At 58.9% G+C, this 26,665-nt stretch carries 27 protein-coding genes and 1 other RNA gene; 18 read left to right on the top strand and 10 right to left on the bottom strand.

The genetic code is table 11. The features are described 5' to 3' along the window. Nucleotides 1-124: 124 nt before the first annotated feature. On the top strand, nucleotides 125-334 hold the full coding sequence (locus L0Y14_RS11370; RefSeq protein ID WP_005962019.1) for a hypothetical protein: 210 nt from the start codon (nucleotides 125-127) through the stop codon (nucleotides 332-334). Between the two features lie 37 nt (nucleotides 335-371). Further along, nucleotides 372-707 carry an SET domain-containing protein gene (locus L0Y14_RS11365; RefSeq protein WP_005962021.1) on the top strand — a complete coding sequence of 112 codons (336 nt, stop codon included), beginning with the start codon at nucleotides 372-374 and terminating at the stop codon, nucleotides 705-707. A 6-nt stretch (nucleotides 708-713) separates the two neighbouring features. Here L0Y14_RS11365 and L0Y14_RS11360 read toward each other — a convergent pair whose 3' ends face one another. Further along, nucleotides 714-2,429, bottom strand: coding sequence for a BatD family protein (locus tag L0Y14_RS11360; protein ID WP_006473951.1), 1,716 nt, complete (start codon nucleotides 2,427-2,429; stop codon nucleotides 714-716). Nucleotides 2,430-2,633: 204 nt separating this feature from the next. On the opposite strand from L0Y14_RS11360, the gene recJ reads away from it, so the two are divergent. The 3 genes from recJ to L0Y14_RS11345 all read left to right on the top strand — a co-directional run bounded on the left by recJ (nucleotide 2,634) and on the right by L0Y14_RS11345 (nucleotide 5,724). Beyond that, a complete protein-coding gene (gene recJ / locus L0Y14_RS11355; RefSeq protein WP_006473950.1) occupies nucleotides 2,634-4,355 on the top strand; it encodes a single-stranded-DNA-specific exonuclease RecJ in 1,722 nt (573 codons plus the stop codon). A 74-nt stretch (nucleotides 4,356-4,429) separates the two neighbouring features. After that, nucleotides 4,430-4,864 (top strand): ribosome biogenesis factor YjgA, encoded by a 435-nt coding sequence (gene yjgA, locus L0Y14_RS11350; protein ID WP_006473949.1) that lies wholly within the window; start codon nucleotides 4,430-4,432, stop codon nucleotides 4,862-4,864. A gap of 53 nt (nucleotides 4,865-4,917) precedes the next feature. After that, the gene (locus L0Y14_RS11345; RefSeq protein ID WP_006473948.1) at nucleotides 4,918-5,724 is read left to right on the top strand and encodes a GGDEF domain-containing protein; all 807 of its coding nucleotides are present in this window, start codon (nucleotides 4,918-4,920) and stop codon (nucleotides 5,722-5,724) included. Here the strand turns inward: L0Y14_RS11345 and gluQRS are convergent. Together gluQRS and dksA are read right to left on the bottom strand one after the other, a co-directional pair. Beyond that, a complete protein-coding gene (gene gluQRS / locus L0Y14_RS11340) occupies nucleotides 5,721-6,638 on the bottom strand; it encodes a tRNA glutamyl-Q(34) synthetase GluQRS (RefSeq protein ID WP_305790605.1) in 918 nt (305 codons plus the stop codon). The genes L0Y14_RS11345 and gluQRS overlap by 4 nt on opposite strands. A gap of 56 nt (nucleotides 6,639-6,694) precedes the next feature. Beyond that, complete coding sequence (gene dksA, locus L0Y14_RS11335; protein ID WP_005962033.1) at nucleotides 6,695-7,135, bottom strand: RNA polymerase-binding protein DksA; 441 nt, start codon at nucleotides 7,133-7,135, stop codon at nucleotides 6,695-6,697. Nucleotides 7,136-7,462: 327 nt separating this feature from the next. On the opposite strand from dksA, the gene L0Y14_RS11330 reads away from it, so the two are divergent. From L0Y14_RS11330 to L0Y14_RS11320, 3 genes are all read left to right on the top strand, one after another. Continuing rightward, nucleotides 7,463-9,919 carry a cytochrome c3 family protein gene (locus tag L0Y14_RS11330; RefSeq protein WP_005962035.1) on the top strand — a complete coding sequence of 819 codons (2,457 nt, stop codon included), beginning with the start codon at nucleotides 7,463-7,465 and terminating at the stop codon, nucleotides 9,917-9,919. A 228-nt stretch (nucleotides 9,920-10,147) separates the two neighbouring features. Continuing rightward, the gene (locus L0Y14_RS11325) at nucleotides 10,148-11,443 is read left to right on the top strand and encodes a peptidylprolyl isomerase (RefSeq protein ID WP_005962037.1); all 1,296 of its coding nucleotides are present in this window, start codon (nucleotides 10,148-10,150) and stop codon (nucleotides 11,441-11,443) included. Next, nucleotides 11,440-11,976 carry a TlpA disulfide reductase family protein gene (locus tag L0Y14_RS11320; protein ID WP_005962039.1) on the top strand — a complete coding sequence of 179 codons (537 nt, stop codon included), beginning with the start codon at nucleotides 11,440-11,442 and terminating at the stop codon, nucleotides 11,974-11,976. The genes L0Y14_RS11325 and L0Y14_RS11320 overlap by 4 nt, the downstream gene beginning before the upstream one ends. Nucleotides 11,977-11,984: 8 nt before the next feature. On the opposite strand, the gene L0Y14_RS11315 is transcribed toward L0Y14_RS11320, so the two are convergent. Together L0Y14_RS11315 and L0Y14_RS11310 are read right to left on the bottom strand one after the other, a co-directional pair. Beyond that, a complete protein-coding gene (locus tag L0Y14_RS11315) occupies nucleotides 11,985-12,839 on the bottom strand; it encodes an HDOD domain-containing protein (protein ID WP_006473945.1) in 855 nt (284 codons plus the stop codon). A 164-nt stretch (nucleotides 12,840-13,003) separates the two neighbouring features. After that, nucleotides 13,004-13,183, bottom strand: a complete 180-nt coding sequence (locus L0Y14_RS11310; protein WP_039960117.1) for a hypothetical protein — start codon at nucleotides 13,181-13,183, stop codon at nucleotides 13,004-13,006. Nucleotides 13,184-13,326: 143 nt separating this feature from the next. Here L0Y14_RS11310 and L0Y14_RS11305 point away from each other — a divergent pair, with 143 nt between their 5' ends. The 3 genes from L0Y14_RS11305 to L0Y14_RS11295 all read left to right on the top strand — a co-directional run bounded on the left by L0Y14_RS11305 (nucleotide 13,327) and on the right by L0Y14_RS11295 (nucleotide 15,050). Continuing rightward, nucleotides 13,327-14,319 (top strand): serine/threonine protein kinase, encoded by a 993-nt coding sequence (locus L0Y14_RS11305; protein ID WP_006473943.1) that lies wholly within the window; start codon nucleotides 13,327-13,329, stop codon nucleotides 14,317-14,319. A gap of 125 nt (nucleotides 14,320-14,444) precedes the next feature. Continuing rightward, nucleotides 14,445-14,825 (top strand): tetratricopeptide repeat protein, encoded by a 381-nt coding sequence (locus tag L0Y14_RS11300; RefSeq protein ID WP_040818765.1) that lies wholly within the window; start codon nucleotides 14,445-14,447, stop codon nucleotides 14,823-14,825. A 57-nt stretch (nucleotides 14,826-14,882) separates the two neighbouring features. Continuing rightward, nucleotides 14,883-15,050 (top strand): hypothetical protein, encoded by a 168-nt coding sequence (locus L0Y14_RS11295; RefSeq protein WP_006473941.1) that lies wholly within the window; start codon nucleotides 14,883-14,885, stop codon nucleotides 15,048-15,050. 321 nt (nucleotides 15,051-15,371) lie between these two features. On the opposite strand, the gene ssrA is transcribed toward L0Y14_RS11295, so the two are convergent. Together ssrA and smpB are read right to left on the bottom strand one after the other, a co-directional pair. Beyond that, nucleotides 15,372-15,747: a transfer-messenger RNA gene (ssrA, locus tag L0Y14_RS11290) on the bottom strand. A gap of 501 nt (nucleotides 15,748-16,248) precedes the next feature. Then, nucleotides 16,249-16,734 (bottom strand): SsrA-binding protein SmpB, encoded by a 486-nt coding sequence (gene smpB / locus L0Y14_RS11285; protein ID WP_005966434.1) that lies wholly within the window; start codon nucleotides 16,732-16,734, stop codon nucleotides 16,249-16,251. Nucleotides 16,735-16,846: 112 nt separating this feature from the next. Here smpB and L0Y14_RS11280 point away from each other — a divergent pair, with 112 nt between their 5' ends. Genes L0Y14_RS11280 through L0Y14_RS11270 form a run of 3 tightly spaced genes read left to right on the top strand, consistent with a single transcriptional unit; the run spans nucleotide 16,847 to nucleotide 18,991 of the window. Then, on the top strand, nucleotides 16,847-18,253 hold the full coding sequence (locus tag L0Y14_RS11280) for a sodium-dependent transporter (RefSeq protein WP_039960708.1): 1,407 nt from the start codon (nucleotides 16,847-16,849) through the stop codon (nucleotides 18,251-18,253). Nucleotides 18,254-18,255: 2 nt separating this feature from the next. Beyond that, nucleotides 18,256-18,690 (top strand): type II toxin-antitoxin system RatA family toxin, encoded by a 435-nt coding sequence (locus L0Y14_RS11275; RefSeq protein ID WP_005966436.1) that lies wholly within the window; start codon nucleotides 18,256-18,258, stop codon nucleotides 18,688-18,690. Next, a complete protein-coding gene (locus L0Y14_RS11270; protein WP_232433047.1) occupies nucleotides 18,683-18,991 on the top strand; it encodes an RnfH family protein in 309 nt (102 codons plus the stop codon). Before L0Y14_RS11275 ends, L0Y14_RS11270 begins: the two co-directional genes overlap by 8 nt. A gap of 25 nt (nucleotides 18,992-19,016) precedes the next feature. Here the strand turns inward: L0Y14_RS11270 and L0Y14_RS11265 are convergent, their stop codons facing one another. Continuing rightward, entirely contained in the window at nucleotides 19,017-19,478 is a 462-nt protein-coding gene (locus tag L0Y14_RS11265; RefSeq protein ID WP_081417784.1) for an outer membrane protein assembly factor BamE, read from the bottom strand. Nucleotides 19,479-19,556: 78 nt separating this feature from the next. Here L0Y14_RS11265 and fur point away from each other — a divergent pair, with 78 nt between their 5' ends. Beyond that, nucleotides 19,557-19,985, top strand: a complete 429-nt coding sequence (gene fur / locus L0Y14_RS11260) for a ferric iron uptake transcriptional regulator (protein WP_005966441.1) — start codon at nucleotides 19,557-19,559, stop codon at nucleotides 19,983-19,985. Between the two features lie 31 nt (nucleotides 19,986-20,016). On the opposite strand, the gene recN is transcribed toward fur, so the two are convergent. Both recN and L0Y14_RS11250 read right to left on the bottom strand, forming a co-directional pair. Then, nucleotides 20,017-21,720 (bottom strand): DNA repair protein RecN, encoded by a 1,704-nt coding sequence (gene recN / locus L0Y14_RS11255; RefSeq protein ID WP_006473937.1) that lies wholly within the window; start codon nucleotides 21,718-21,720, stop codon nucleotides 20,017-20,019. Then, the gene (locus L0Y14_RS11250; RefSeq protein WP_005965145.1) at nucleotides 21,720-22,604 is read right to left on the bottom strand and encodes an NAD(+) kinase; all 885 of its coding nucleotides are present in this window, start codon (nucleotides 22,602-22,604) and stop codon (nucleotides 21,720-21,722) included. The genes recN and L0Y14_RS11250 overlap by 1 nt, the downstream gene beginning before the upstream one ends. Nucleotides 22,605-22,855: 251 nt before the next feature. Between L0Y14_RS11250 and hrcA the strand changes: the two genes are divergently transcribed. From hrcA to dnaK, 3 genes are all read left to right on the top strand, one after another. After that, nucleotides 22,856-23,917 (top strand): heat-inducible transcriptional repressor HrcA, encoded by a 1,062-nt coding sequence (gene hrcA, locus L0Y14_RS11245; RefSeq protein WP_039960419.1) that lies wholly within the window; start codon nucleotides 22,856-22,858, stop codon nucleotides 23,915-23,917. Between the two features lie 107 nt (nucleotides 23,918-24,024). After that, nucleotides 24,025-24,579: a nucleotide exchange factor GrpE gene (gene grpE / locus L0Y14_RS11240; protein ID WP_006473934.1), complete on the top strand. Its 555-nt coding sequence runs from the start codon at nucleotides 24,025-24,027 to the stop codon at nucleotides 24,577-24,579. Between the two features lie 76 nt (nucleotides 24,580-24,655). Next, entirely contained in the window at nucleotides 24,656-26,614 is a 1,959-nt protein-coding gene (gene dnaK / locus L0Y14_RS11235; protein WP_005965151.1) for a molecular chaperone DnaK, read from the top strand. Nucleotides 26,615-26,665 lie beyond the last annotated feature (51 nt).

Below are 26,665 nucleotides of genomic sequence, written 5' to 3'. Positions count from 1 at the left end.
GACGAAGAAACCGGCTGTTCAACCGGGTTAGAGATCGGATTGCTACTGTAGTTCCTGGGAATTTATCAGAATGCCACAGGCTTTGGTTATAATTCTCCGCCCACTGGATGAATGGTAGCTGAACGTGAGCGCTGCAAAGATTGATCAAAGTGTGGAGCAACTCTGCCTGAAGGGCTGTAGTTCGGTGCGTGAAGATATCAAGCGATTAACCGCTGGTGTGGTGCTGCCAGAAGTGCGCGATTTGGATCTGGATGGCCGTGCTGCGGTGCTGAAAGAGCTGCAGGCGATCATGGCGGTCTATGGTGATGCCTGCCCAATCGAACGCTCCGGTTGATCTGGCCTCGCTTCGTTAACCGGAACAACACTCTCCGATGGCAAAAAAACAACACAGCAAACTCGGTTCCCGGGTCTATAAAGCCGCTTCAACAATTCACGGCGTCGGCCTGTTTGCCAAGCAGGCGATCAGTGAGGGGGAGTATATCGGTACCTATGAAGGTCCCAAGGCAAAACGCGATGGTACCTACGTGCTCTGGGTGTTTGAAGAGGGTAAAGAGCCAGTCGGTCGCAGTGGTCGCAACCTGCTGCGCTACCTCAACCATCAGGATGAGGGCAACGCGGAGTTTGACGGTTTTGACCTCTACGCCCTGCGCGACATCGAGCCGGACGAAGAGATTACCTTTGACTATGGGGGTTGGGAGGAGGAGTGACCTTCCTCAGGGGTTGAGTGGCACCAGCGCTGCTTCCTGCTTCTGCTCAGCGGCCTTCCGGTTGTGGGGTTTCAACAGCTGTTCAGGGTCATAATCCATCCACGCATCATCCGCCTGTGGAGCGTAGAAGGTTCGGTCGAGGGCGTTGATCGCCGCTGACACTGCAGGTCTGCAGCGCTTGCTGAGTCGGTTGAGATTGCTGGGGGGCTGCTCCGGCCACTGCGCCTCACCCCACCGCAGCCAGGCGATCCGCGCCGCCTCCCGGTCACGCTGCCGGTAGGCATTCAGGAGCTGCTGTAGTAACTGCTCTTCAGGAGTCGGAGGCGCTGTCGGAGGTACTGTAGGCGCATTGACTGGCTTCTGAGCGGGATCGTGGCGCTGGCTCAGATACCAGGCCCCCAGAGTTGCTAGCCAGCCGATAGCCAGCAGCCAGAGCAGCCAAGTGGATCCGGATGCGTTTGTTTCAGCTGCGACAGCTGGCCTCTCGGGCTCTGCCTCTTCTTGAGGTGTTGGTGATCGAGGCGCTGTGGAGGGGGGTGGGCTTATTGTGCCTGAGGCCGCCAACACCCTGATCTTGCGTCCGGGCAGACGGGCGATCTCCTGCTGGTCGGTTTCGGTGTTCCACCAGGGGATCTCGATGGGCGGCAGCTCATACTCCCCCGCCTCGCTGCCGACCAGGGTCAGGCTTAGCGTGCGGCTGGCCGAGATACCCGATGGGCTGGGAGTCTCCTTAGACTGTGGCCGGTCGGGATACTGTTTCAACCCCGTCGGCAGCTCGAACTCCAGATTTGGTAGCTGGGCGGTGGTGAGGCCGTCAGCAAACAGCATGATCTGGCGCTGCAGCGGTTTGCCGGAGATTACAGACTCGTTGTTGCCCGCACCGTTCTCAACGATCTGCAGGTTCTTGGCTGGCAGCCAGTGCTTGCCGGTGAACGTCGCCGGAATGGGGCGGATCATTACCGCCACATCGTCAGATACGATTCGCAACACACGCCTTGCAGATAGGCCCTGTGCCTGCGGATTCTGCAGCCAGTTGAAGATCGACTGGCTCCCCCCGTTGCTGCCGCGAAACTTCACGCCGCCGAGCTTCAGCTCTCCCGGTTGATAGGCAAACACTGAGTAGCGCTGCTCCACCAGCTGGTATTCGATGCCGTCACGCCGAGTGTGGGAGCGGTTGCTGGAAAGCTGCCGGATCACCGTGTCGCTCAGGTTCGCCTGAGGCACTGAGAGCTGCTCGCCGCGCACACCTTCGGCCATCAGCAGTCTCACGGTGAGGATGATCTCCTGCTGAGGATAAGCCGAGTCGTGATCGACCTGCAGCTCGATGAAGGCTTGGGAGTCGGCCTCTGCGCTGGTTGCTGCCGCTGATTCGCTCACTTCCAGGCTGAGCGGCTGGCTCGCTTCGCTACCCACCTGAATCGGCGGGATTTCAATCTGGCCCAGATGCTTGGGCAGCAGCGTCAGCCTCAACTGGCGCTGTTGCGAGACCTGGCCATTGATGATGCTGACACTCTGCTGGCGGGCCTGCCCCTGGATCTCAAAATGCTCCTGCAGTTTCGACAGCTCGGGTGTGGCGTCATTCTGGCCCCGGATGACGATGGTGAGGGTGAACAGCTCATCCAGCGCCACACTGGAACTTGAGAGGTGCGCCGAGACCTCTGCCTGCAGCGGCGGGCTCAGCATCACCAATAACAGAAGGAACAGCAGATTGCGCCAAGCCATCGCGGCGCATCGGGGGAATCGGCTCATCATCTCCATAGGTACTTCGGGTCCAGCAATACAAACTCTCGAGGGACGCTTCGCTTTGACCAAAAACTCCCCCATGAGTTCGGCGGCATCGTTATACTTTGGGCCTTAGCCATATCTCTCGTCCGATGAAATTCAGAGGGCGGACCATACACGATTTTGCATATCGGGAAGAGCCCATTGAAGATCAGCCAGCGCACCGCTGCCAACGGTGAAGACGAACTGCCCGAAACCCTGCATCCGGTGTTGCGACGGGTCTATCTAGCCCGTGGCGTGACGACTGCAGAGGGACTTGGCCTTGGATTAGAGCAGTTGCTGCCCGCCGCCGGCCTGAAAGGGATCGAGGCCGCAGTAGCACTGTTGGAGTCGGTACTGGAGGCACAGGGGCGCATCCTGGTGGTCGGGGACTATGATGCGGATGGTGCTACCAGCACGGCCCTGGCACTGCTGGCGCTGCAGGCGTTTGGCTGCGAAAAGGTCGGTTATCTGGTGCCCAACCGGTTTGAATTCGGCTACGGTCTGAGCCCGGAGATTGTCGAACTGGCGGCTAGGCAGCAGCCGGATCTGATCATCACTGTCGACAACGGTATCGCCAGTATCAGCGGTGTGTCGCGGGCTGCCGAGCTGGGTATCCCGGTGCTGGTTACCGATCACCACCTGCCTGGCGAGCAGCTGCCGGCGGCCGCCGCCATCGTCAACCCTAATCAGCCAGGGGATGGTTTCGCCAGCAAAAATCTCGCTGGGGTTGGGGTGATCTTCTACCTGCTGGTCGCGTTGCGTGCCCGGCTGCGCCAAGCGGGCTGGTTTGAACGCTGTGGCCTGGCCGTGCCGAACATGGCGGAGTGGCTCGATCTGGTTGTTCTTGGCACAGTGGCCGATCTGGTGGTACTGGATCAGAATAACCGCATCCTGGTGGAGCAGGGCCTGCGGCGTATCCGCGCCGGTCGCTGCCGGCCAGGGATCGAGGCGCTGATCCGGCTGGCGGGCCGGGATCAGTCGCGGCTGGTGGCCTCCGATCTGGGCTATGCCATCGGTCCGCGGCTGAATGCGGCGGGGCGGCTGGAGGATATGGGGCTGGGCATCGAGTGTCTGCTGGCCGATGATCCTTCGGCCGCCCTGCAGATGGCGGTGGAGCTCGATCGGCTCAACCGTACGCGGCGTGAGATCGAGCAGCAGATGCAGGAGCAGGCGCAGCAGCTGCTGCAGCAACTTCATCGAGAGATGCAGGGTGAGATCCCGCTCGCCCTCTGCCTCTATGATCCCAACTGGCATCAGGGAGTGGTGGGGATTCTGGCCTCGCGTATCAAGGAGAAGTATCATCGTCCGGTGATCGCTTTTGCCGATGGCGGGGATGGCATCCTCAAGGGCTCGGCCCGTTCGGTGCCAGCGTTGCACATCCGCGATCTGCTGGAGCGCATCGCCTCGCGTCATGCAGGATTGATCGAACGTTTTGGCGGCCATGCCATGGCGGCCGGGCTGAGTCTGCCGAAGCAGAATCTCGAACGTTTTCGTCAGGCCTTTGAGGCAGAGGCCGCCAATTGGCTCGATCCTGCTGAGCTGGTAGGGGAACTGCTCTCTGATGGTGAGCTCGAGGCCGAGGCGCTGGGGCTTGAGCTGGCGCAACTGCTGCGCCAGGCTGGTCCCTGGGGGCAGGGCTTTCCCGCGCCTCTGTTTGATGGCCGGTTTCAGGTGCTGCAGCAACGGGTGGTGGGTGAACGTCATCTGAAGCTGCGGCTGCGTACCGAGCAGGGCGACGCTGAGCTGGATGGCATCGCCTTCAATCAGGCGGAGATGGGTGAACTGGCGTCGCAGGTGCGACTCGCCTACCGGCTTGATGTGAATGAATTTCGGGGCAGAGTGCAGCCTCAGCTTGTGGTGGAGTATATTCAATCAACGACTTAGACGATGATGCGACCGAGGCGGCGGCTGAAGAGGAGCTGCCCAGCAAGAGCCAGGTCAAACGGGAGTTGCTGGCGTTGCAGCAGCTGGGTGAGCGGTTGACCCGTTTGAGCCCGGAGATTCTGCGGCGCATGCCATTGAACAATGAGTTGCAGGCGGCTCTGGAGGAGGCGAAGCGGATTCGTTCCCATGGTGCGCTGCGGCGTCACTATCGTCGCCTGGGCAAGCTGCTTCGGCATGCTGAAATGGATGCGATCCAGCGGGTGCTGGATGAGGTCGATAACAAACACAGCGGTGAGGTGAATCGCTTTCACGCCCTGGAGCGTTGGCGCGAACGGCTTATCGAGGGTGACAGTCAGGTGTTCGGCAGCTTTTTTGCGGAGTATCCCGGGGCTGATAGGCAGCGTCTGCGGCAGTTGATCCAGGCTGCACGCAAAGAGCGTGAGGCGGAGAAACCACCGCTAGCCTATCGTAAACTTTTTAAATGCCTGCGGGAGATCGCCGGGCTTTGAGTCGGCAGATGGCGCAGTAGGTCGCCTCGTCATCAGGGGAGAAGTAGGGCGCGATGCGTAAACTGATCATAAAGCTAGGACGCTTCTGGGTGGTGCTGGGTATTACCCTGGTCTCGATCCTGCTCTCACTGACGGCGGCTTGGGTGATGATGGAAGTGACCGGAGTGCCTCAGCAGGATTTCTTGCCTCGTGCCCTGCCGATCGCGGTAATCGTACTTGCGCTGGTGGTGCCGCTGGTCAGTTGGTATCTGGTTGGTCTGTTCATTCGGGTCCACTCTCTCGAGGCGGAGATGCGGCAACTCGCCAGTTTTGATGAGTTGACCGGGGTGCGTAACCGACGCTCATTTCTCGATCTGGCGAGTAGCTATTTCGAGGTCGCCCGACGCAACCAGCAGGTCTTCTCCCTGCTGCTACTCGACCTCGACCACTTTAAGTTCGTCAACGATAACCACGGCCATCTGGGGGGCGATGCGGTGCTGCGGCAGCTGGGGCGGCAGTTTCTTGATATCACCCGCAAGAGCGACATGCTGGGCCGTTTCGGTGGTGAAGAGTTCATCTTTCTGCTGCCAGAGACCGGCGCGGACGAACTGAGTCACTTCACTGAGCGGCTGCATGGAGTGATTCGGGATGATCCGATTGACTGGGAAGAGCAGCAGATCCATGTGACTGCCAGCATCGGCATCACGGTCTTCGACCAGGAAAATTGTCCCGAAAGTCTCAATCTACTCATCAAGCAGGCCGACGATGCGCTCTATCGGGCGAAGCGCGAGGGGCGCAACTGTTCCTGCCGTTACAGCCCCACCCTGGCGCAGATGCGCTGGTCGGATGAGCCGAAACGGGTGAATGGTGAGACTCTCTAACAAAGTTGGGGTGGCAGGGCGGCGAGTTTTTTAGGCACGGCAGCCATCGACCAGTGACAGATCGCCCACTCCCAGAACTCGTCAAGCCCGAGCGGTGGCTCCGACGGCATTGGCTGGCCCAGATGGGCGAGCGCCAGCAGTAGTGCCGGCAGCGGCTTGCGCGCATCGACCGGGGCATCTCCCGACTGCTTGCTGAGTTTGCGTCCTGTTCGGTCGACCACCAGCGGCAGGTGGGCAAAGGTGGGAGCGGGGAATTCCAGCAGTTGCTGAAGATGGATCTGGCGTGGTGTCGAGAGCAGCAGGTCGGCACCGCGCACCACCCGGGTGATGCCCTGCAAGGCATCATCGACTACCACCGCCAGCTGGTAGGCGTGGAAACCATCGGCACGGCGTACCACAAAATCGCCTATCTCCTGTGCGAGTCGTTGGGATTGTGGGCCTTGTACCGCATCATTGAAGCGGGTGGCCTGATCGAAGGTGCGCAGGCGGATAGCCCGTGCCTGGCGTCCGGGCGGTAGCCCGCGGCTGCAGGTGCCCGGGTAGATCGCGCCCTCGATCCCTTGGCTGGCGGCCAGGTTGATCTCTTTGCGGGAGCAACCGCAAGGGTAGGCCAGATCCGCCTGCAGCAGCAGATTCAGGTGATGGGCGTAGAGATCACTGCGCTGGCTCTGGTAGAGCACCGTGCCATCCCATTCAAAGCCGAACTGCTCAAGGGTGCGTAGGATCTCATCGGCAGTGCCTGTGACTGTTCGGGTCTGGTCCAGGTCCTCGATGCGTACCCGCCAGCTACCCCGGTTGGCGCGGGCATCCAGATAGCTGCCGAGGGCGGCGACCAGCGAGCCGAAGTGGAGCGGCCCGGTAGGGGAGGGGGCGAAGCGTCCTCGGTAGCGGGGCGTGCTGGCAGTTTTTTTCATGGGGAAAGAAAAAACCGGCATAAGCCGGTTTTTTATGCGGGTTGGCTGACGGGGGATTAGATCATCTGCTTCTCGCGAATCTCGTCGAGAGTCTTGCAGTCGATACACTGGTCTGCAGTGGGGCGGGCCTCTAGGCGACGCACGCCGATCTCGACACCGCAGGATTCGCAATAGCCGTATTCGTCATTCTCCAGCTTGGTCAGCGCCTCGTCGATCTTCTTGATCAGCTTGCGCTCGCGGTCGCGGGTACGCAGCTCGAGACTGAATTCAGACTCCTGGGTAGCGCGGTCATTGGGATCGGGGAAGTTGGCGGCCTCGTCCTGCATGTGGTGCACGGTGCGATCCACCTCTTCCATCAGCTCTTTTTTCCAGGCTTGCAGAATGTGCTGGAAATGCCCCACCTGCGCCTCATTCATATACTCTTCGCCTTCTTTGAACTCATATGGTTCGAAGCCAAACGCACCAGCACTGCTATCAGTGGCTTTCTTGTCGGCCATTCATGGACTCCTGCAAAACCCTCTTTGGTGAAGGGGGCTATCTATACCAGAAAGATCTGGGAGAGACAACTTCTGTCGACGTAAAATTGAGGTGTCTTCCCGGTCGTTTGAATTGCCCTAGACATGGCATGCCAGTACATGAAATAAGCAATTTATAATATTGTAACTATATGTATTCTCTAGTTAAATTGCAGTAAACCCCTATTTCTGTTACAAAACCCCTTGCCCCAGCAATGAAGTAAATAACAGGGGCATAGTCTGACCTTTTTTATACAATATCCCTGCGCTTCGCACGGGATTTAACGAGATACCAAGAGGGGTTTCCTAATGGGCAGAAATGTCATAGCTCTCACTGCGCTTAGCGTCGCGGTGATGGCGGGCTGTACGACCCAACAGCACGCTGATACGGCGGCGCCGGAAGAGGCGGTTAAAGCGGTTAAACATGTCGCCAGCGCCGGATTCAAGCGCTATCAGGGGCCGATCGTCGCTGCTGATCCCAGCAAGCCGAAAAACGATTACAACATCACCATCAACTACGAACTCGGTATGCATTGTACCGGTTTCGACTTCACTTACTGCTGTGTATTGCCGCCATACAACTCAATCCAGTCCCAGGTGATCAAGACCGCGACCGGCAAGAAGAAATATCCGGAGATGTTGGAGGCCGACGAGAAAGATCCCGCCGTCCTGGTTGACGGCAAAAAGCGCTTCAAACTCGCCTATGGCCATGTGGACAATACCTACGCTGAAGGCAACAAGCTGAAGTATTGGGACGTCACCTACGACGTCAACGGTGACGGCAAATATGGTGACAATGAGAACGTTGCCAATGCTTACTTTACCCACCTCTACGTTTACAAAGACCTGAAGGGCACTAACCCGGAAGGCACCAGCGCAGACGCGAAGAAGGCCTTCGTTGGCATCCAGATCCCGGTGCCACGTGACAATGGTCCGGCCGGCGCTGCTGTAGCCAGCCCCCTGAATGGTGGTCACCTGCACTACACCGGCGAGGTTGGCACTAAAGTCTTCACCAAGTCCCCGGTGCTGGATAACGTGCCTATCGTGCTGACCAATCCTGGCATCTGGGATGCCCTGGGCCTGCCGCTGACGCCATTCACTGATTCTGCCGCCGCCAAGGATCTGCTGGAACTGGTCGAAACCGACATCCAGCCCTTCCAGGAGGCCTGGGTTAGCCTGATGCATGCTGACTCCGGTAAGCCGGTGCTCGACAGCCACAACGGTCGTCCGATTACCTTCGTTGGTACCAACCCGATCGATGTGCCTAACTGTGCCAACTGCCACGGCAATGAAACCGCCAACGGCGATAAGTACGCCCTGTACAAGCAAGAGAAGGCATTCTGGAAAGGCCTGGGCGCCTCCGACTGGATCGCCAACCTGAAGGCCACCTCGGTCTCCATTCTGGAGATGCACGACGATCACAACGGCACTGACTTCCTGAAGAATTACAATCCCAACAGCCGTTCTACGGATAACCGTCTCGGTCGTGATCCTGTGCTCTGTCAGAAGTGTCATGCCGACAACGTCATCGGCGTGCTTCAATCCAAATCGTTCAAGGACCCCAAGACCGGCAAGGAGAAAGTGGTTCCAGCTCTGACTGAGGCGATACATTCGGTACATCAGAAAGCCGTGCCCATGCCTGACTCCCAGAATCGCACCGCGGCCTGCCAGGGTTGCCATCCGTCGCATCGTCAGGACGGCAATATGGATATGTATCCGATCACCCCGGATGGCAAAAACGCTTACGCCGATAAGGATAACCGCGACGCGGCAGGCGGCTGCTATGTGGGACGTGACGTGCACTCCAATCCTGGTAAGGACACAGACGGCGTAGAGACCCCCGAGCACCTGAATGCCATTGGTGAATGGATGCAGGCCAATGTCTCTGGTATCGGCAATGACAAGGGCGGCAAAGGCCTCTGGTGTACCAACTGCCACAGCCAGCTCTCTCGTGAACTCTACCAGCGTGACAACCTGACCAACGCCTTTAAACATGAAGGCAAGACTCTGCGCAACAAGTCCCTGTCCGAGATCGCCAAGGGCATCGGCATCAGCATGGACAAGCTGAAGGCGATGATGGATCCCAAAGTGGTGCTCAACGACAAGGGTGAGGATACTCCCGGCAAGTCCGAGATCCTCCACACCTGGGCCAAGGATCGTATGGTGCCCGACATCGCGGTGATCGCGCTCAAGGGTGACGGTCCGATGGTCAACAAGGACGAGGATGGCGATATCAACGTGGTACCGCTCTCTGCCAATCCGGCAGTGGACATCGCCTCGCTGAAGCTGCCTGAAGGTGCCACCGGTGCCGCTGCGGTTCCTTATGACGCAGCCACCCACGGCCGCGATTACTGGCTCTCTCCTGGTCAACCTCATTGTGCGGATTGTCACGCAGCCCCCTTCGTTGAAGGTCAGGGCGGCGTCGCCTTCCCCATCAACCAGCCCGGCAAGCACAGCCTGATGCGCTACTCTAAGGGCCACGCGGGTCTCGCCTGCCAGTCCTGCCATCAGTCGATCCATGGTCTCTATCCGGTCACCCCGGGTACCGACATCACCACTTATCGCCAGGCTCCGCAGTACAACCCGGACGGCTCTCACGGCCCCTTCCGCTGTGCTGCTTGCCATGAGGTGAATGAGAATGGTGTGCCCTGGATTGCGGATGAGGAGGAGTACAAAGGCAAGTCGATCATGAAGGATTACGACACAGCCGTCTCCTGGATGCATGAATCTGCACCTGACCTGGGTGGCGCGATCCCTGATGAGTGATCAATAGAGCACTCGGAAATAGCCGGGCAGGGATGCCCGGTGGGATCAAATCCCATCCACTGATTAAGGAGAGCGGGGCGCAAGCCCCGCCTTCTTTATCTAGATCCCGCTTTTTTACACTAGCCCACTGCGTAAGCTGGCTGCTGTAAAAGAGTTGCAGCTCAACGGCCTAAAAGCCATTCCACTACCCCGTTAAAACTGCCATTTCAGTGGCAGACAGGACCGCTCATGCAGATTATCAAACTATTCAAACACCACCTCATCGCCGTCGTACTGTTGGCCGCTACCCAGAGCCATGCCTCAGCAGATGCCCGTGCTGGAGATGAGCAGATTCTCGCCACGGTGGGTGATCTCACCGTTACCGCCAGCGACCTGCGCTCCGCCATGGCCAGTTCTCCCTTCGCCACCCAGTTCCCATCCATGGAGCGAGGCGATCAGGCGGCCCTGCGTGGCACCCTGGTGCAGCGGTTGGTGGTATCGCGCCTGCTCTATCTGGAGGCAGAGCGGCTGGGTCTTGAGCAGAGCGAGCGTTTCAAAACTGAATTGGAGAACTTTCGCCTCGGGCTCCTCTATCGCCACTACATGGACAGGTTGCGCGAGCAGCTGACTCTGCCGGCAGAGCTCAGCGCCAGCATGCAGCAGCAGCTCGGCAATGATCCGGACGCATTGGCCGGTGCCCGTTCCGCCTGGCTTGCCGACAGTTATCGCAATATCCGCTATCTGACCATTCAGCAACTGCGGGACAAATATAAAGTGGTGCTGTTCGAGGACCGGATTGTCCCCGGCAGAATGCAGCCCGATACCCTGCTGCTGGAGGGGAACGGTATCCAGATCAGATACGCTGATATTGTACGCAACCAGCCGCGCGCACCCAGCAACCCGGGTTGGATCAAGAATCAACTCTACAAGCGTGCTGAGATGATGGTGGTGGCCAAGGCTGCGGAGGAAGAGGGGGTTGATGTCAGCGAATGGGTCGCCAGCTTTGCCCGGGAGCGTCTGCCAGCGATGCTGATCGAACAGAAACAGCAGGAGTGGGCCGGTGATGATGCGACCCTACGCGCCTTTTTCGAGAAGAATCCTCAGCTGGGGCGCATCCAGGAGCGTCGGCATATTGGTCAGCTGGTGGTTGCAAGTCGCGAGCAGGCAGAGGCCCTGCGCGAGCAGATCCTCAACGGCAAGAGCTTGTTTGAGCTGGCGGCAGAGCACAGCATTGATCCTTATGGCAAGGCCCGCAGTGGCGATATGGGCTGGGTTAAGGAAGGCAGTGGCCATCCCGCGATTGAACAGGCGCTGCAGGGACTTGAGGATGAACAGGTTAGCGCAGTGATTGAGACCCCGCTGGGTTACCATCTGGTGACAATCCTGGAACGTCGCCCAGGCGGACAAAAAATCTTCGCTAGCATCCGTGACAAGGTTCGTCAGGCGCTGATTGCGCAGCGGATGGCCGGCTATACGAGCGAACTGGAGGCACGCTACAAGGTGGTTTGGAATCTGGTCGACAAGCAGCAGGCTAAACCGGAATGAGAGAGCTGCAACAGATTCTCCGTCCCTCGTCATCACGCAGCCTGTTGCTGGCGCTGCTGCTGTGGGGCTGTGGCTTGGGGCTCGCTGCGGCGCCTGGACAACCGCCACAGATTCCTGATGAGCGTTATCAGGATCTGCAGGGTAACTGGCATAACCTGCGTGAGTGGCAGGGCAAGGTCGTCATCCTCAACTTCTGGGCCACCTGGTGCGCTCCCTGCCAGTATGAGATCAAGGATTTTGTCCGTTATCAGGCATCATACGGTGATGCCGGACTGCAGATAATTGGTCTGGGGATGGACGAGGCGCGCCGCCTGAAAAACGTCAAACGCTCGCTCGAGATTAACTATCCGGTACTACAGGCCGACCCGAAAAATACCCGTGAGTTGCTCGCCAGCTGGGGCAATCGCAGGGGCACCATTCCCTACTCGGTGATCTTCGATCGGCAAGGTCGAGTGGTGCGGGCTCACATGGGGATCATCGACGATCAGCTGTTTGGGCGGCTGATTCTGCCGCTGTTGGAAAAGGGGGACTGATCGCCTGTTCAGAACAGAGCAGTCGCCACCGCGGCTGAGCTCTCGAGCATTGCGGCACTCTGGCTGACTGCGTCTGCTGGCAGGCCGAGGCGTGCAAAGGCGGGTACGCGGTCACGGTCGATAGCTGTCTGCGGCTGGTCGGACTCCTCCTGGGTGAGGATGTTGGCGGCCTGTACCAGATCGACGAGATCGACTGGTTCATCGTCCCGCTCGCTATATAGCTCTTGCTGCGCTCTCGTTACAGCAACAATAGCTGGATCGAATCGCCACAATCTGAGCAGATTTTGCCCCAACTTCCCATGTAATTTGCTTAGTAGCTTGTCCAGCAGCTTGCTGTTTTCAACCAGTTCCGGGTAGTCCGCTGCCTTTGTGATGATTGGAATCTGCCCGACATTCTGTACCAGCCCGGCGACCAAGGCCGTGTTGGGATCAAGATCGGTATAGGTCTTGGCGAGAGTGGCGGCGGTGGAGCCTATCTTCACCGAGTGCATCCAGAGTCGCTCCATGCGCAACTCGATCGCCTTATTCGGCGAGTGGAATACCTCATGCATGGAGACTGCATAGACGGCACTTTTGACCTTTTGAAAGCCAATGCGGGTAATTGCCTGTTTGATCGATGAGACTGGATTCACCCCCCGGTAGAGGGGACTGTTGGCGTAGCGTATCAGGCGCGCGGTCAGAGCGGTGTCGCGGGAGATTATCTTGACCAGATCATTGACACTGCTTTCGATGTCGTTAATTACCACTAACGCCTCCAGCGCCACATCGGGCAGTGTTGGCAAGGCAATGCGGTTTGCTTTCAAATCCTCGCTCAGGGTCTTGGCAAACGCCTGTGGCGAAAAGCCAGATTCATCCTTGTTCACCTTTCTAGGCGAAGGCGAAACAACCGAACCATCATCTAGCTGGAACACTGCTTTTCCCATCTCACAAATCCTCTAGATTAGATGGCAGTTCATTCAATCCCTGTATTGCCACTACTTCCTGGGCACTATGCTCTACTCAGGCTACTGGTTGATCCGCTTGCACCTCAGCCTCCTTTGCGGCGCTCCCAGAGCTTGATGCCAACTGCGGTTAGGCCGAGCGCGACTCCTGTCGACAACACCATTCGCGCTAGCCACTCGGGCCAAGCCGGCGAGGGCGCCAGCAGCGCTGCCATGCCTATCAACACTAACCAGAACGCGACCTTTATCAAGAGTGCATTGCGCATTGTTTCCCCATATGTAACAAACTTTTACAGATAAACCCTGATATATTGTTGGAGCTTATCCCAAGGTGCTGCTGGAGTCCTCTATTGTTGATGTCTGAATGCTCTCTCTTTCCTGCGCTGTTACTTCTGAAGCTCGGCACGATATGAGTGAGGAGGAGGCTGCTGCATTCTGCATGCTCTCGCCGGACCAGATCCTCAATGCCATTGAAGCCCAGGGCTATCCCTGCGATGGTCATCTGCTGGCTCTCAACAGCTACGAGAACCGTGTCTATCAGGTCGGCATCGAGGATGGTGAAACTCTCATCGCAAAATTCTACCGCCCTGAACGCTGGTCCGATAAGGCCATCCTTGAGGAACACGGCTTCAGCGATGAACTGGATCGGCAGGAGATTCCGGTGGTGTCGCCTCTGCGTGACCACTCAGGCTGCTCCCTGTTTTATCAGGGACCGTTTCGTTTTGCACTTTATCCTCGCCGTGGTGGACGGGCGCCTGATCTGGAAGACCCCGAACAACTGGAGCAGCTGGGCCGGCTTGTGGCACGCATCCATAATGTCGGAGCCAGCCAGGCGTTCTTGAGCCGCCCCCGTCTTACTATCGAGAGTTTTGGGATCAAGTCCTACCAATATCTGCTGGAAGCCGGCCATATCCCGCCGGAATTGCAGACACCCTACCGAACCTTGGCGGAATCACTGCTGGAACAGATTCAGATCAGCTTTGACAGAGCCGGTGACGTCACCCGATTGCGCCTGCATGGTGACCTGCATCCGGGCAACTTGCTGTGGAACGATACCGGCCCCCATATTGTCGACCTGGATGACGCACGGATGGGACCGGCGATCCAGGATCTGTGGATGTTTCTCTCTGGAGACCGTTTATACGCCAGCGCCCGGCTCGCGGATCTACTCGAGGGATATACTCAGTTTCGGGATTTTAACCCCCGTGAGCTGCACCTGATCGAACCTCTTCGCACCCTGCGTATGATGCACTACGCTGCCTGGATCGCGCGCCGCTGGAAGGATCCCGCCTTTCCGCGGGCCTTTCCCCACTTTGGCAGCGCCAACTTCTGGGGGGAGCACATCCTCACCCTGCGTGAACAGGCCGCAGCCTTGGATGAACCCACTCTCGTTTGGGATTGAGTGGTTCCGTAAAAAATCCAAACGCGAGCTTTTTTGCTTGCCTATGCTCCTGCTCTGACTGATAGCAGGAAGCCGAATCTTATGACGGCAGGATCATTCGATGTACCGCATCCCCCCTTTCACCCTTGCTCACCCTGCTTATCATCTCCGCACTACCACAGACTGTTCTGTCGCGGACCGAAACCGATCATCAAGCCTGTCAGCAGTTATTCGACAACGCCCGTTATAGTGAAGCTAGCAGCCCTTGCCAAAAGGCAGCGCAAGCAGGAGATGTCAACGCCCAAACCCTGCTGGGTGAGCTCTATGATGGGGGGCTGGGTATCGATCAGAACGCAGCACTCGCAAAAAAATGGTGGCAGGCAGCGGTAGATCAAAGACACGTGCCCGCCATAAACTTGCTGGCCTTGAAGTTCTATTATGGGGGGACGGTGTTTGGCCGTGAGGCTGGTTGGGAGCAGGGTTATCCAAAGGCGATGGCGCTTTGGCGGCTTAGCGCCGAAGAGTAGGCGTAGCCAGCTCCCAGTTCATGCTTGCCGAGATGTACAGGCTCGGCCAGGGGGTTGATGTTGATCGTGGCTGAGGCCTACGCCTGGTACCGGCTTGCCCTGGGCAATGGCTACAAACTGGCTGGCGACTCACTGGTGGAACTCGCCCGCTCGATCACTGCCGAAGAGCGCCACAAAGGTATTCTCCGTTTGCAGGACTATCGACGCCGATATAAAGCGCGCTAGGGCAATCACTGAGCGAAAAACAGTAAAGCTCATCGCCCATATTTTAGGGGAATGGGGTGGCTTTCCGCTCCACGACATCGGATTTCTCTGATTGGACGTGGGGTCACGTAATCACGAGAGGAAGGAGATTTCAGGCCAGGGTAAGCGAATTGACCTCGCGTGGCAAAGGCGGTTTGAATTTTACGGACCTATCCAAAAAATAGCCCCCATATATCTCCGGAAGTTAAGGGATGCTCCCGGAGTGTGGCGGAGCATACAGACAGAAAAAAGCCAGCATGATCGCTGGCTTAGGTGCTTTTTTGTAGTCTCTGGAATGTTAAATGGTGGAGGCGGCGGGAATCGAACCCGCGTCCGCAAGCCCTCTGCCATCGGCTCTACATGCTTAGTCGTGTCGATTATATTTAACTGCAAACCGCCCGACCGACAGGGCATGTAATACAGCGATTCCGTTAGGTTTTAGCGCATCCGGCCCGGACTTCCTTCAGCGCGATCTTATGAGATATGACACCTGAGTGTCCCGAAGGACTCTGGACGCATAAGCACGGCTCCAGTCAGATGGCTTCTACCGGTTATTAAGCGGCGAGAGCGTAGTTGTCGTCGTTGGCAACTATAGTGGTACAGCTGGATTTACGAGGTATGCTGTTCCTCGGCATGCACCTCAGGTTTCGCAACCCACGTCGAAAGCCGTGTCGCCCCCGAAAGGTGTTATCTAATATGACCCCGAATCAGTCCACAAGTTCAGTGTGGGCGTTTGGTTGCGTCAAGAGTGATAAATAACATCGCAGCGATCGCAACCAGTAGAAAAATAGAAAGAAAAGTCTCCATCAAAGCTCCTGTACCTTTTCAATCAAGCTTTTGATGCGGCGATCGAGCAGGTGGATTTCGATGACGGTAGTCATTATAGCAAGGACGACCGTGCTAAGCATTTGCCAATTTGCATTTTGAAAGTGGTTGAACAGGCTGATGGTTGTCGCCGCGCCGAGCCAGAGTTTGAGGTAGGCGAGGCGCTCTTTGGGTTCATCCAGTTCAGACGTTAAAGGAGCCTCTGAAGTAAGTCATGAACGCGTATCTTGCGTCCAGAATGCCCAGCTTTTTCGTTGCAAATCTTCGCAATAGCCGGCTATTACGTGCGATTTTCGCCTCAAATCTGAATATTCTAAATCAGAATCCACTTCGTCCAGACTTATTCAGGGGCTCCTTAACCCTTCTTAAACAGCCGCTCTTTGTCGCGTTTCCAATCACGGTCCTTGATGTCGGCGCGTTTGTCGTGCTGTTTTTTGCCCTTGCCAAGGCCGACCTCCAGTTTGGCGCGGCCACGTTTCCAGTACATGGCGGTGGGTACCAGGGTAAAGCCCTTGCGCTCGACCAGGCCGATCAGCTTGTTCAGTTCGGTCCGGTGCAGCAGTAGTTTGCGGTTGCGGGTCGGGTTGGGCTGGATGTGGGTGGAGGCGGTTGGCAGCGGGCTGATGTTGGCGCCAAACAGGTACGCCTCGCCTTTGTTGATGATGACATAGGCCTCGGTCAGGTTGATACGTCCGGCGCGCAGGCTCTTCACCTCCCACCCCTCCAGCGCGACGCCCGCCTCGTAGCGCTCTTCGATGAAGTAGTCGTGCTTCGCTTTTTTGTTCAGCGCAATGGTGGAGCCGCCGTTCCCGGACGACTTTTTCTTTGATTTCTTGGCCATCAGCGCATTCTAAGCGAGGAGGGGAGAGGGAGCCAGCCCGCCTTGTGATGGGCGTGTGATTCACGGAGAATAGCCGCTTTTAATATAGAGATTGAGCAAACAGGTTCCGCTGATGACGGAAGCAAAATCGATTCACGGGCAGTGGTCGTCCCGCCTGATCTTCATTCTTGCCGCGACCGGTTCAGCCGTCGGCTTGGGTAACATCTGGAAGTTTCCCTACATCACCGGCGAGAACGGCGGCGGTGCCTTCGTGCTGGTCTATCTGCTCTGCATCGCGGTGGTGGGCATCCCGATCATGATGTCGGAGGTGATGCTTGGGCGGCGCGGCCGGCAGAGCCCGATCAACACCATGACCCGGCTGGCACGGGCGGAGGGTGCGCATCCCGCCTGGTCGCTGATCGGTTGGGGTGGTGTGCTGGCTGGTTTCTTCATCCTCTCCTACTATAGCGTGATCGCCGGTTGGGCCATCGCCTATGTGTTTCGCGCCGCTGGCGGCGTGTTTTCCGGGATCGATGCCGCGGGCGTGAAGCAGGTGTTTGGTGATCTGGTGGAGGATCCGGAACGGCTGATCGCCTGGCATACCCTGTTCATGCTGATGTCGATGGTGGTGGTGGCACGCGGGGTGCGCGCCGGCCTGGAGAAGGCGGTGACCTGGCTGATGCCGGCGCTGTTTGTGCTGTTAATCGTGATGGTCGGTTATGCGATGAACACCGGCTCCTTTGCAGAGGGGCTGAAGTTCCTCTTTGAGCCCGATTTCGACAAGCTGCTCTACGCATGTGAGATGGTGGACGGGGCGCAGCAGTGCGAGATCAGTGGCGCCCCGATCCTGGTGGCGCTGGGACACGCCTTCTTTACCCTCAGCCTCGGTATGGGCGCGATCATGGTCTACGGCTCCTATATGCCGAAGCAGTCCTCCATTGCCGGCTCGGCGATATTGATTGCGCTTCTCGATACCCTGGTGGCATTGGTGGCGGGGATGGCGATATTCCCCATCGTCTTCGCCAACGGCCTGGAGCCGGGCGCCGGCCCAGGGTTGATCTTCCAGACCCTGCCGATCGCCTTCGGCTCGATGCCGGGCGGGCAGCTGTTCGGCACGCTCTTCTTTGTGCTACTGGTGTTTGCCGCCTGGTCGTCGGCGATCTCCCTGATCGAACCGGCGGTAGCCTGGTTGGTGGAGAATCGGGGCATGACGCGGGTGCGCGCGGCGAGTTGGATCGGTCTGATCACCTGGCTGCTCGGGCTCGGCAGCATTTTCTCCTTCAACCTCTGGTCGGGCGAGCGCTATAAGCTGTTCGGCAAGAGCTTCTTCGATCTGCTCGACTATCTGGCGGCAAATATCATGCTGCCGTTGGGTGGTCTGCTGATCGCGATCTTCGCCGGCTGGTTTATGTCGCGGGAGTCGAGCCAGCATGAGTTCGCCATGGCACAGCCGTTCTACAGCCTCTGGCGGGGCACGATCCGTTTCCTGACGCCACTGGCGGTGGTGATGGTCTTCCTTAACGCGGTTGGGGTGCTCTGATCATGCCGGTGGTATCCAAGAGCGCGCTGGTGCACCATTCGGCAGCGGAGATGTACCAGTTGGTATGCGATTTCGAGGCCTATCCCGAGTTTCTGCCCTGGTGCAGCGACAGCCGCCTGATCTCGCGCACGGATGACCAGATCTGTGGCGAGCTGGAGGTGTCGCGGATCGGCATCCGACAGCGTTTCTCTACCTGCAACCAGTTGGTGGAGAATGAGCGCATGGATATTCTGTTGCGTGATGGTCCGTTCCGTAAATTAGAGGGGGGATGGCGTTTTACGCCGCTGCAGGAGAACGCCAGCAAGGTCGAGCTGGTGCTCGATTTTGAGTTCTCCAGCAGGCTGATCGATAAGGCCTTCGGGCGGGTGTTCAGCCAGATCGCCAATACCCTGGTCGATTCTTTCTGTAAACGAGCGGATGAGGTCTATCGTGGCTGAAGAGACGATGCGGGTGGAAGTGGCCTATGCGGAACTGCGTGAACAATTGATTCTGGAGCTGGAGTGTCCTGTGGATACCACAGCTGCGCAGGCGGTTGAGCTGTCGGGGATACGGGAGCGTTTCCCCGGCATCGACCTGAAAAAAAACAAGCTGGGGGTGTTTGGCAAGATGGTGAAGGCCGATGCCAAGCTGAATCCAGGAGACCGGGTGGAGATCTACCGGCCGTTGATCGCCGATCCAAAAGAGGCGCGCAAGAAGCGCGCGGCGGAGGGCAAGGCGATGAAGAACCGCACCCGCTGATCCATGCCGGGGGCTGGGGAGGAGATTACTCCTCCTCCAGTTCCACTCCTACCTGATCCAGCAAGGCCTCAAAGATGCCGCCCTCGTCCTCGTAGTCGGGTACAGATACCACTTGCTCCTTCTCATCTTTAAGCCGCTGCAGGTTCTCTGCAGGGGCGATGTCGCCGCTGTAATGGAGCAGCTTATCGCGTCGGAAGAAGACGCTGAAACGCTTCTGATCCACCGGCTTGTTGCGCTTTTTTAGGGCGTAGTAGTAGTCCCAACGATCCGGGTGAAAGACATCGATGAGTATTGGTGTGCCGAGCAGAAAACGCACCTGGCGCTTGCTCATGCCCGGTTTCAGTTCCGCCACCATCTCCGGTGTCACCAGGTTGCCCTGCTGGATATCCGGGATATGGACGAGGGAGAAATCCTCCCAGGTGCTGGAGCAGCCCGTCACTCCGCCCAGCAGGGCCAAGAGCAGAGAAGAGATGAGAAACTTACTCATTAACAGTACAATCCGCTGAAATTCGGCGGAATCATACCCCATCATCCGCTCAAACACACAACTTGGTTTGGAGGTCCGGTGGACAACCAGGAAATCAGAAAGGCTGGCCTGAAGGTCACCCTACCCAGGGTCAAGATCCTGGAGCTCATGGAGAGCAGTGCGCAGCGCCACGTCAGCGCTGAAGATGTCTACAAGATGTTGCTGGAGAATGGTGAGGAGATCGGTCTGGCAACGGTCTATCGGGTGCTCACCCAGTTTGAATCGGCCGGCCTGGTGACGCGCCATAACTTCGAGGGCGGGCATGCGGTCTTTGAGCTTGATCGGGGTGGCCACCATGACCACATTGTCTGTATTACCTGCGGGCGGGTGGCGGAGTTTATGGACGCTACCATCGAGGCGCGACAGAAGGAGATCGCTGCGGAGCACGGCTTTGAAATGGCCGACCATGCCTTGATCATCTACGGCCGCTGCATGGACAAAAACTGTGCGCGGCGCAGAAAAGATTAATCTCGCCGCCGCGAAGAGGGCGGGGTAACCTTCACTCTGCCGCGCCGATTACGATGCCCGTCTCAGCCTCTGAGGCCTGACGCACCATCTCCTCGGCATGCGCCAAGGTCTGCGGCGTGATCTCCACCCCACCCAGCATGCGCGCGATCTCCTGGATGCGCTGGTTCAGATTGAGGGGGGTGATGTCGGTGCGGGTGCTCTTGCGGTCGCTCTGCTTGCGCACCTGCAGGTGCTGATTGGCCTGGGAGGCCACCTGTGGCAGGTGGGTTACGCAGAGTATCTGGAGTGAGCTGCCGAGCCGCCGCAGCATCTGCCCGACGATCTCCGCCACCCCGCCGCCGATGCCCACATCCACCTCGTCAAACACTAGAGTGGGGGTCTCGGTACAGCTGCTGGTGGCGACCTGGATCGCCAGGCTGATGCGCGACAGCTCACCGCCGGAGGCGACTTTGTTGAGCGGCGCCAGTGGCATGCCGGGATTCGCCGAGACCATGAACTCGACCCGCTCCAGGCCAGAGGCGCCGGCATCGTCGGCCTCCAGTGGTGCCAGCTCCACATCGAAGCGGCCGCCGGTCATGCCCAGCTGGCGCATCGCCTGGCTGATCTCAGCGGCCAGCCTCTTGCCGGATTGACGGCGCTTTTTGCTGAGCCGGTAGGCAGCCTCGAAATAGCGCTCGCGCTGCTCCCGCACCTGCTGCTCGAGCTGCTCCAGTGCCTCTCCGGCGTTTTCGGTCGTCTGCAGCTCCTGCTGGATGCTTTGCTGGCGCTCTACCAGCGCCTCCGGGCGCACCCGGTATTTGCGCGCCGTATCGTGGATTGCGCCGAGCCGCTGCTCGACCTGCTGCAGGCTATCTGGATCGAGATCGAGATCGTCCAAATAACCGCGCAGGGCGGTGACCCCCTCATCCACCTGGATCAGCGCGCTGGCGATGGTCTCGGCAGCGTCGATCAGATTGGCATCCAGCCCCGACAGTTCGGCGAGCTCATCGGCAAAGCGGGCTAGCTGGCTGCGCACCGAGGGCTCTGTCTCGTCCAGTTGGGTGAGAATAGTGCCGCAGCTATTGCGCAGCCGCTCCAGGTTGGCCAGGCGGTTGTGATCCTGCTGCAGCAGTTCGAGTTCGTCGTTGGAGAGTGCCAGCGCCTCCAGCTCGGCGCTCTGAAAGCGCAACAGGTCGAGACGCGAGCTGCGTTCGCTCTCTTCGCTCTTGCGTTTGGCCAGTTCGTCACGCAGCTTGCGATAGCTGTTGAAGTGGGCGGCCACCTGCAATGACTCTTCCTGGTGCTGGCCGTAGCCGTCGAGCAGTGTGCGCTGGTGGTTGTTCTGCAGTAGCAGCTGATGGGCGTGCTGGCCGTGGATCTCCACCAGCAGGCCGCCGAGGCTACGCAGCTGGCTGAGCGGGGAGGGGTGGCCGTTGATGTAGGCGCGGGAGCGTCCCTCGGCGGAGACCACCCGGCGCACCAGGCAGTCGTCGCCATCCTCCAGGCTCTGCTCTTGCAGCCAACTGTGCACCTGAGGTAGTTGGGAGATGTCAAACAGGGCGCTCACCTCGGCCCGTTCGCAGCCGGCGCGCACCATGCCGGCGTCGCTGCGTTCGCCCAGTGCCATACCGAGGGCGTCGATGAGGATCGATTTGCCGGCGCCGGTCTCGCCGGTCATGGCGGTGAGGCCGGGTTGTAGTTGCAACTCCAGGCTGGAGACGATGGCCAAGTCTTTGATGTGTATCTGAATAAGCATCAGTCGTGTGTCGGGTGTTCGCTCCAGCCGAGTTTGGCTCGCAGCAGGCTGAAGTGGTCGTGGCCACGTGGGTGGATCAGGCGCACGTGGTGTTTGTCCTTGCGGATCTGTACTGCCTCGCCCTCGATGACCGGCAGGTGGGTCTGGCCGTCGCAGGTGACCTGCACATGCTCCGCATGGCCGGGGGCAAGGTGGATCTCGATGCGGCTGTTGCCATCCACCACGATCGGCCGGTTGCTCAGGGTGTGGGGGCAGATCGGTACCAGCAGCAGGGCGTCGAGGGTCGGGTAGAGCAGCGGGCCGCCGCCGGAGAGGGCGTAGGCGGTGGAGCCGGTGGGGGTGGAGACGATCAGGCCGTCGGAGCGCTGATCGTTGACCAGCTTGCCGTCGATATAGGTCTCGAACTCAATCATCCGTGGTGTGTTCCACTTGTGCAGCACCACATCGTTGAAGGCGCGGAAATGGTCGTTGCCGGGCTCGTCGCCGATGCTTGCAGAGAGCAGAAAACGTTGCTCCTCTTCGTACTCGCCGGCAAGGATCTCTTCCAGCCGCGGGAGCATCTCGTTGGGGGTGACATCGGCGAGAAAGCCAAGCCGGCCGCGGTTGATGCCGAGCAGTGGGATGTCCTGGTCGGCCAGTTCGCGGGCGGCGTGCAGCAGGGTGCCGTCGCCGCCGACCACGATTACCAGATCGCTGTTGCAGGGCAGGTCGATCTCCGGCACGCTGGAGACCGGTGCGTCGTCGAGCAGACGGCAGGTGCCGTTCTCCAGCAGCACGTCGATCTTGCGAGCAACAAGAAACTCGTAAAGCCGACGAATCGTCCTTTTAACGGTGGGATCGCCGTGTTTGCCGATCAGGCCGATGCGCTGGAAAGGTGCACTCATGGGGTCGCAATCTGCTAAGCGATGGTGGCAGGAACGGCTTTCTTAGCCACCGAAACTGTCGGGAAACTTAACACGCTGTCTGTTGCAAATAAAGCGCCCGAATTTTGGTTCTGAAACTTCCAGCGGGAGTGGTCGCTCGGGCGTTTATGGTTGCTCATTCCTTGACTCGCAAAAAGTAGCTTGTTAGCTTCTTCCGGCTTTGGCACTCGTTGTGCCTGAGTGCTAACAGGTCGGTTGGACGGAGGAGTGCTTTGGCGGCTAAGCGGGCGATTGCAGAGAACGGCGTGAGTGAGCGGGCGCAGCACTTTCTCAAGGTGCTGATCGAACACTACATCCGTGAGGGTCAGCCGGTGGGCTCGCGTACCCTGGCGAAAGAGGTGGGGATGGACCTGAGCCCCGCCACCATCCGAAATGTGATGGCCGACCTGGAGGATTTGGGGCTGATCACCTCGCCCCACACCTCGGCGGGACGGGTGCCGACCACCACTGGCTTTCGCATGTTTCTCGACTCTCTGCTTACCGTAAAGCGCCTGAAGACGCGCGAGGTGGAGAACCTGCGCGAGCAGCTGCAGCTGACGCAGGCGACAGATATGAGCGGGCTGCTGGCCTCCGCCTCGCAGATGCTCTCCGGGGTCACCCATATGGCAGGCGTGGTGACAGTGCCGCGCCGCAAACACACGGAGTTTCGCCAGATCGAATTTCTGCCCCTGTCGGAGCGACGGGTGCTGGCGATCCTGGTAACTGCGGATGGTGAGGTCAACAATCGTATCCTTAACACCCACCGGGATTTCACCCGGGCCGAGCTGGACCAGGCCGCCAATTTTTTGAACCACTCCTTCTCCGGGCAGGAGATGGCCGCGGTGCGTAGCAGCGTGCTGCAGCAGTTGAACAGTGCCCGCGAGCATCTGGATCACTCCATGGCGCAGGCGCTGGAGATGGCGGGTGAGGTGGTCGATACCAGCGAGGCGAAGGAGGACTGCCTGATCGCAGGTCAGACTAATCTGATGGAGTTCGAGGATCTGGCCAGCCTGCAGCAACTGCGCGGTCTGTTCGATGCCTTCACCGAGAAGCGCGAGATTCTGCATCTGCTCGACCAGTTTCTGCACGCCGACGGGGTGCAGATCTTTATCGGCGAAGAGTCGGGCTACCAGCTGCTCAATGGTTGCTCAGTGGTGACCGCCCCCTACCGGGTGGACGACCAGGTGGTTGGCATGTTGGGTGTGATTGGCCCAACGCGGATGAACTATGAGCGTGTCATTCCCATTGTCGATGTCACCGCAAAGATTCTTGGTGCCGCCTTGAAAAATAAATAAGCGACCCCATCTGGCCGTAATCGCACTATTTAAAACTGAAAATTTGAGGTTTGGAAACAGTGGAAGAGAAGCAGCAGTCAGAGCAGTCCGCCGAGCAGGCTGAAGAGATGGCGGCCCCGGAGAACGAGGCCGAAGTGGTTGATGCAGAGTCGGTTGAGGTGGTTGCCGAAAAGGATCTGGTGCGCCTGCTGGAGGATGCTCGCAGCAAGGCAGATGAGCACTGGGATGCGCTGGTGCGCGCCCGTGCCGAGATCGAGAACTTGCGCAAACGCCACGAACGGGATCTGGAGAACGCCCACAAATTCGCGCTGGATCGTTTCACCCAGGATCTACTGCAAGTCTGGGACAGCCTCGAACTGGGCCACCAAGCCGCCCAGGATGAGAACGTCGATGTGGCCAGGCTGCGTGAGGGTACTGAACTGACCCTGAAACTGCTGAACGATGTGATGAGCAAAAACCAGGTCGAGCAGATCGACCCCGAGGGCGAGGCCTTTAATCCGGAGTTTCACCAGGCGATGTCGATGCAGGAGCGCGACGATATGGAGCCGAACACCGTGGTGGCGGTGGTGCAGAAGGGTTACAGCCTGAATGGCCGGCTGCTTCGCCCGGCGATGGTGATAGTGTCGCGGGCGCCAAGTGCGCCGGTCGATGAGCAGGCTTGAAGTTTTATAGATTGACCCCAGTTTAGGGGCAGTCAAAAGATTACGAATTATTAGCTATTTTTGGAGAGTTTGAATCATGGGTAAGATCATCGGCATCGACCTCGGTACCACCAACTCCTGCGTGGCTGTGATGGAAGGCGACACCACCAAGGTCATCGAAAATAGCGAGGGCGACCGCACCACCCCCTCCATCATCGCCTATGCCAACGACGGTGAGATCCTGGTCGGCCAGAGCGCCAAGCGCCAGGCCGTCACCAATCCCCACCACACCCTGTTTGCGATCAAGCGCCTGATCGGCCGCATGTTTCAGGACAAGGTGGTGCAGCGCGACGTGGACATGGTGCCCTACAAAATCGTCAAGGCCGACAACGGCGACGCTTGGGTCGAGGTTAACGGCAAGAAGATGGCACCGCCGGAGATCTCCGCCAAGATTCTGCAGAAGATGAAGAAGACCGCCGAAGACTACCTCGGTGAAGAGGTGACCGAGGCGGTCATCACCGTGCCGGCTTACTTCAACGACTCCCAGCGTCAGGCGACCAAGGACGCCGGTCGCATCGCCGGCCTCGATGTCAAGCGCATCATCAACGAGCCCACCGCCGCGGCCCTGGCCTACGGCATGGACAAGAAGCGTGGCGACCAGACTCTGGCGGTCTACGACCTGGGTGGCGGTACCTTCGACATCTCGATCATCGAGATCGCTGAGATCGACGGCGAGCACCAGTTTGAGGTGCTCTCCACCAACGGTGATACCTTCCTCGGTGGTGAAGACTTCGACATGCGCATCATCGACTTCCTGGTCGAAGAGTTCAAAAAGGAGCAGGGTTTCGATCTGCGCAACGACCCGCTGGCCCTGCAGCGCCTGAAAGAGGCTGCAGAGAAGGCCAAGGTCGAGCTCTCTGGCAGCCAGCAGACCGACATCAATCTGCCCTACATCACCGCTGACCAGACCGGCCCCAAACACCTCAATATCAAACTGACTCGCGCCAAGCTGGAGGCGCTGGTGGACGATCTGGTGACTCGCACCATCGAGCCCTGCAAGGTGGCGCTGAAGGATGCCGGTATCTCCACCTCCGATATCGACGAGGTGATTCTGGTCGGTGGTCAGAGTCGTATGCCCAAGGTGCAGGAGCAGGTGCAGGCCTTCTTCGGCAAAGAGCCCCGCCGCGACGTCAACCCCGACGAGGCGGTTGCCATCGGTGCTGCCATCCAGGGCGGTGTGCTGGGCGGCGACGTCAAGGACGTGCTGCTGCTCGACGTCACCCCGCTGTCACTGGGTATCGAGACCCTGGGCGGCGTGATGACCAAGCTGATCGAGAAGAACACTACCATCCCGACCAGCGCCAGCCAGACCTTCTCCACCGCAGACGATAACCAGACTGCAGTCACCGTGCATGTGCTGCAGGGCGAGCGTGAGCAGGCGGCGGCCAACAAGTCCTTGGGTCGTTTCGATCTGACCGATATCCCGCCAGCACCGCGCGGCATGCCGCAGATCGAGGTCAGCTTCGACATCGATGCGAACGGCATCCTGAATGTGTCCGCCAAGGACAAGGCCACCGGCAAGGAGCAGTCGATCGTGATCAAGGCCTCTTCCGGTCTCAGCGATGATGAGGTCGAACGCATGGTGAAGGATGCCGAGGCCCACGCCGAGGAGGACAAACAGTTCCAGGAACTGGCAGGGAGCCGCAACCAGGCTGACAATATGATCCACGCGGTGAAGAAGGCGATGGATGACCTCGGCGACGAGAAGATGGAAGGCAACGAGAAGGAGACCATCGAGGCCGCCATCAAAGATCTGGAAGCGGTGATCAAGGGCGACGATAAGGCCGCCATCGAGGCCAAGACCAAGGCCCTGACCGACGCCTCCGGCAAGATGATGGAACGGCTCTACGCCCAGCAGAGTGGTGAGGCCGGTGCGGCGGCAGGTGCTGCTGCTGGTGCGGGCGCGGCTGACGCAGGTGCCGATGCCGGTAGCCAGGCCGGTGGCGATGATGTGGTCGATGCCGAGTTCGAAGAGGTTAAGGACGACAAGAAATAAGGCGGCAACGCCTTGAGTTTGGACCGTGCATCGGCCTTGGGGCCGGTGCAC

Source organism: Candidatus Endoriftia persephonae (assembly GCF_023733635.1).
GTDB classification, from domain to species: Bacteria; Pseudomonadota; Gammaproteobacteria; order Chromatiales; family Chromatiaceae; genus Endoriftia; species Endoriftia persephonae.
The sequence above is the reverse complement of the archived record's forward strand: the minus strand, read 5'-3'. Positions and strand labels throughout refer to the sequence as shown.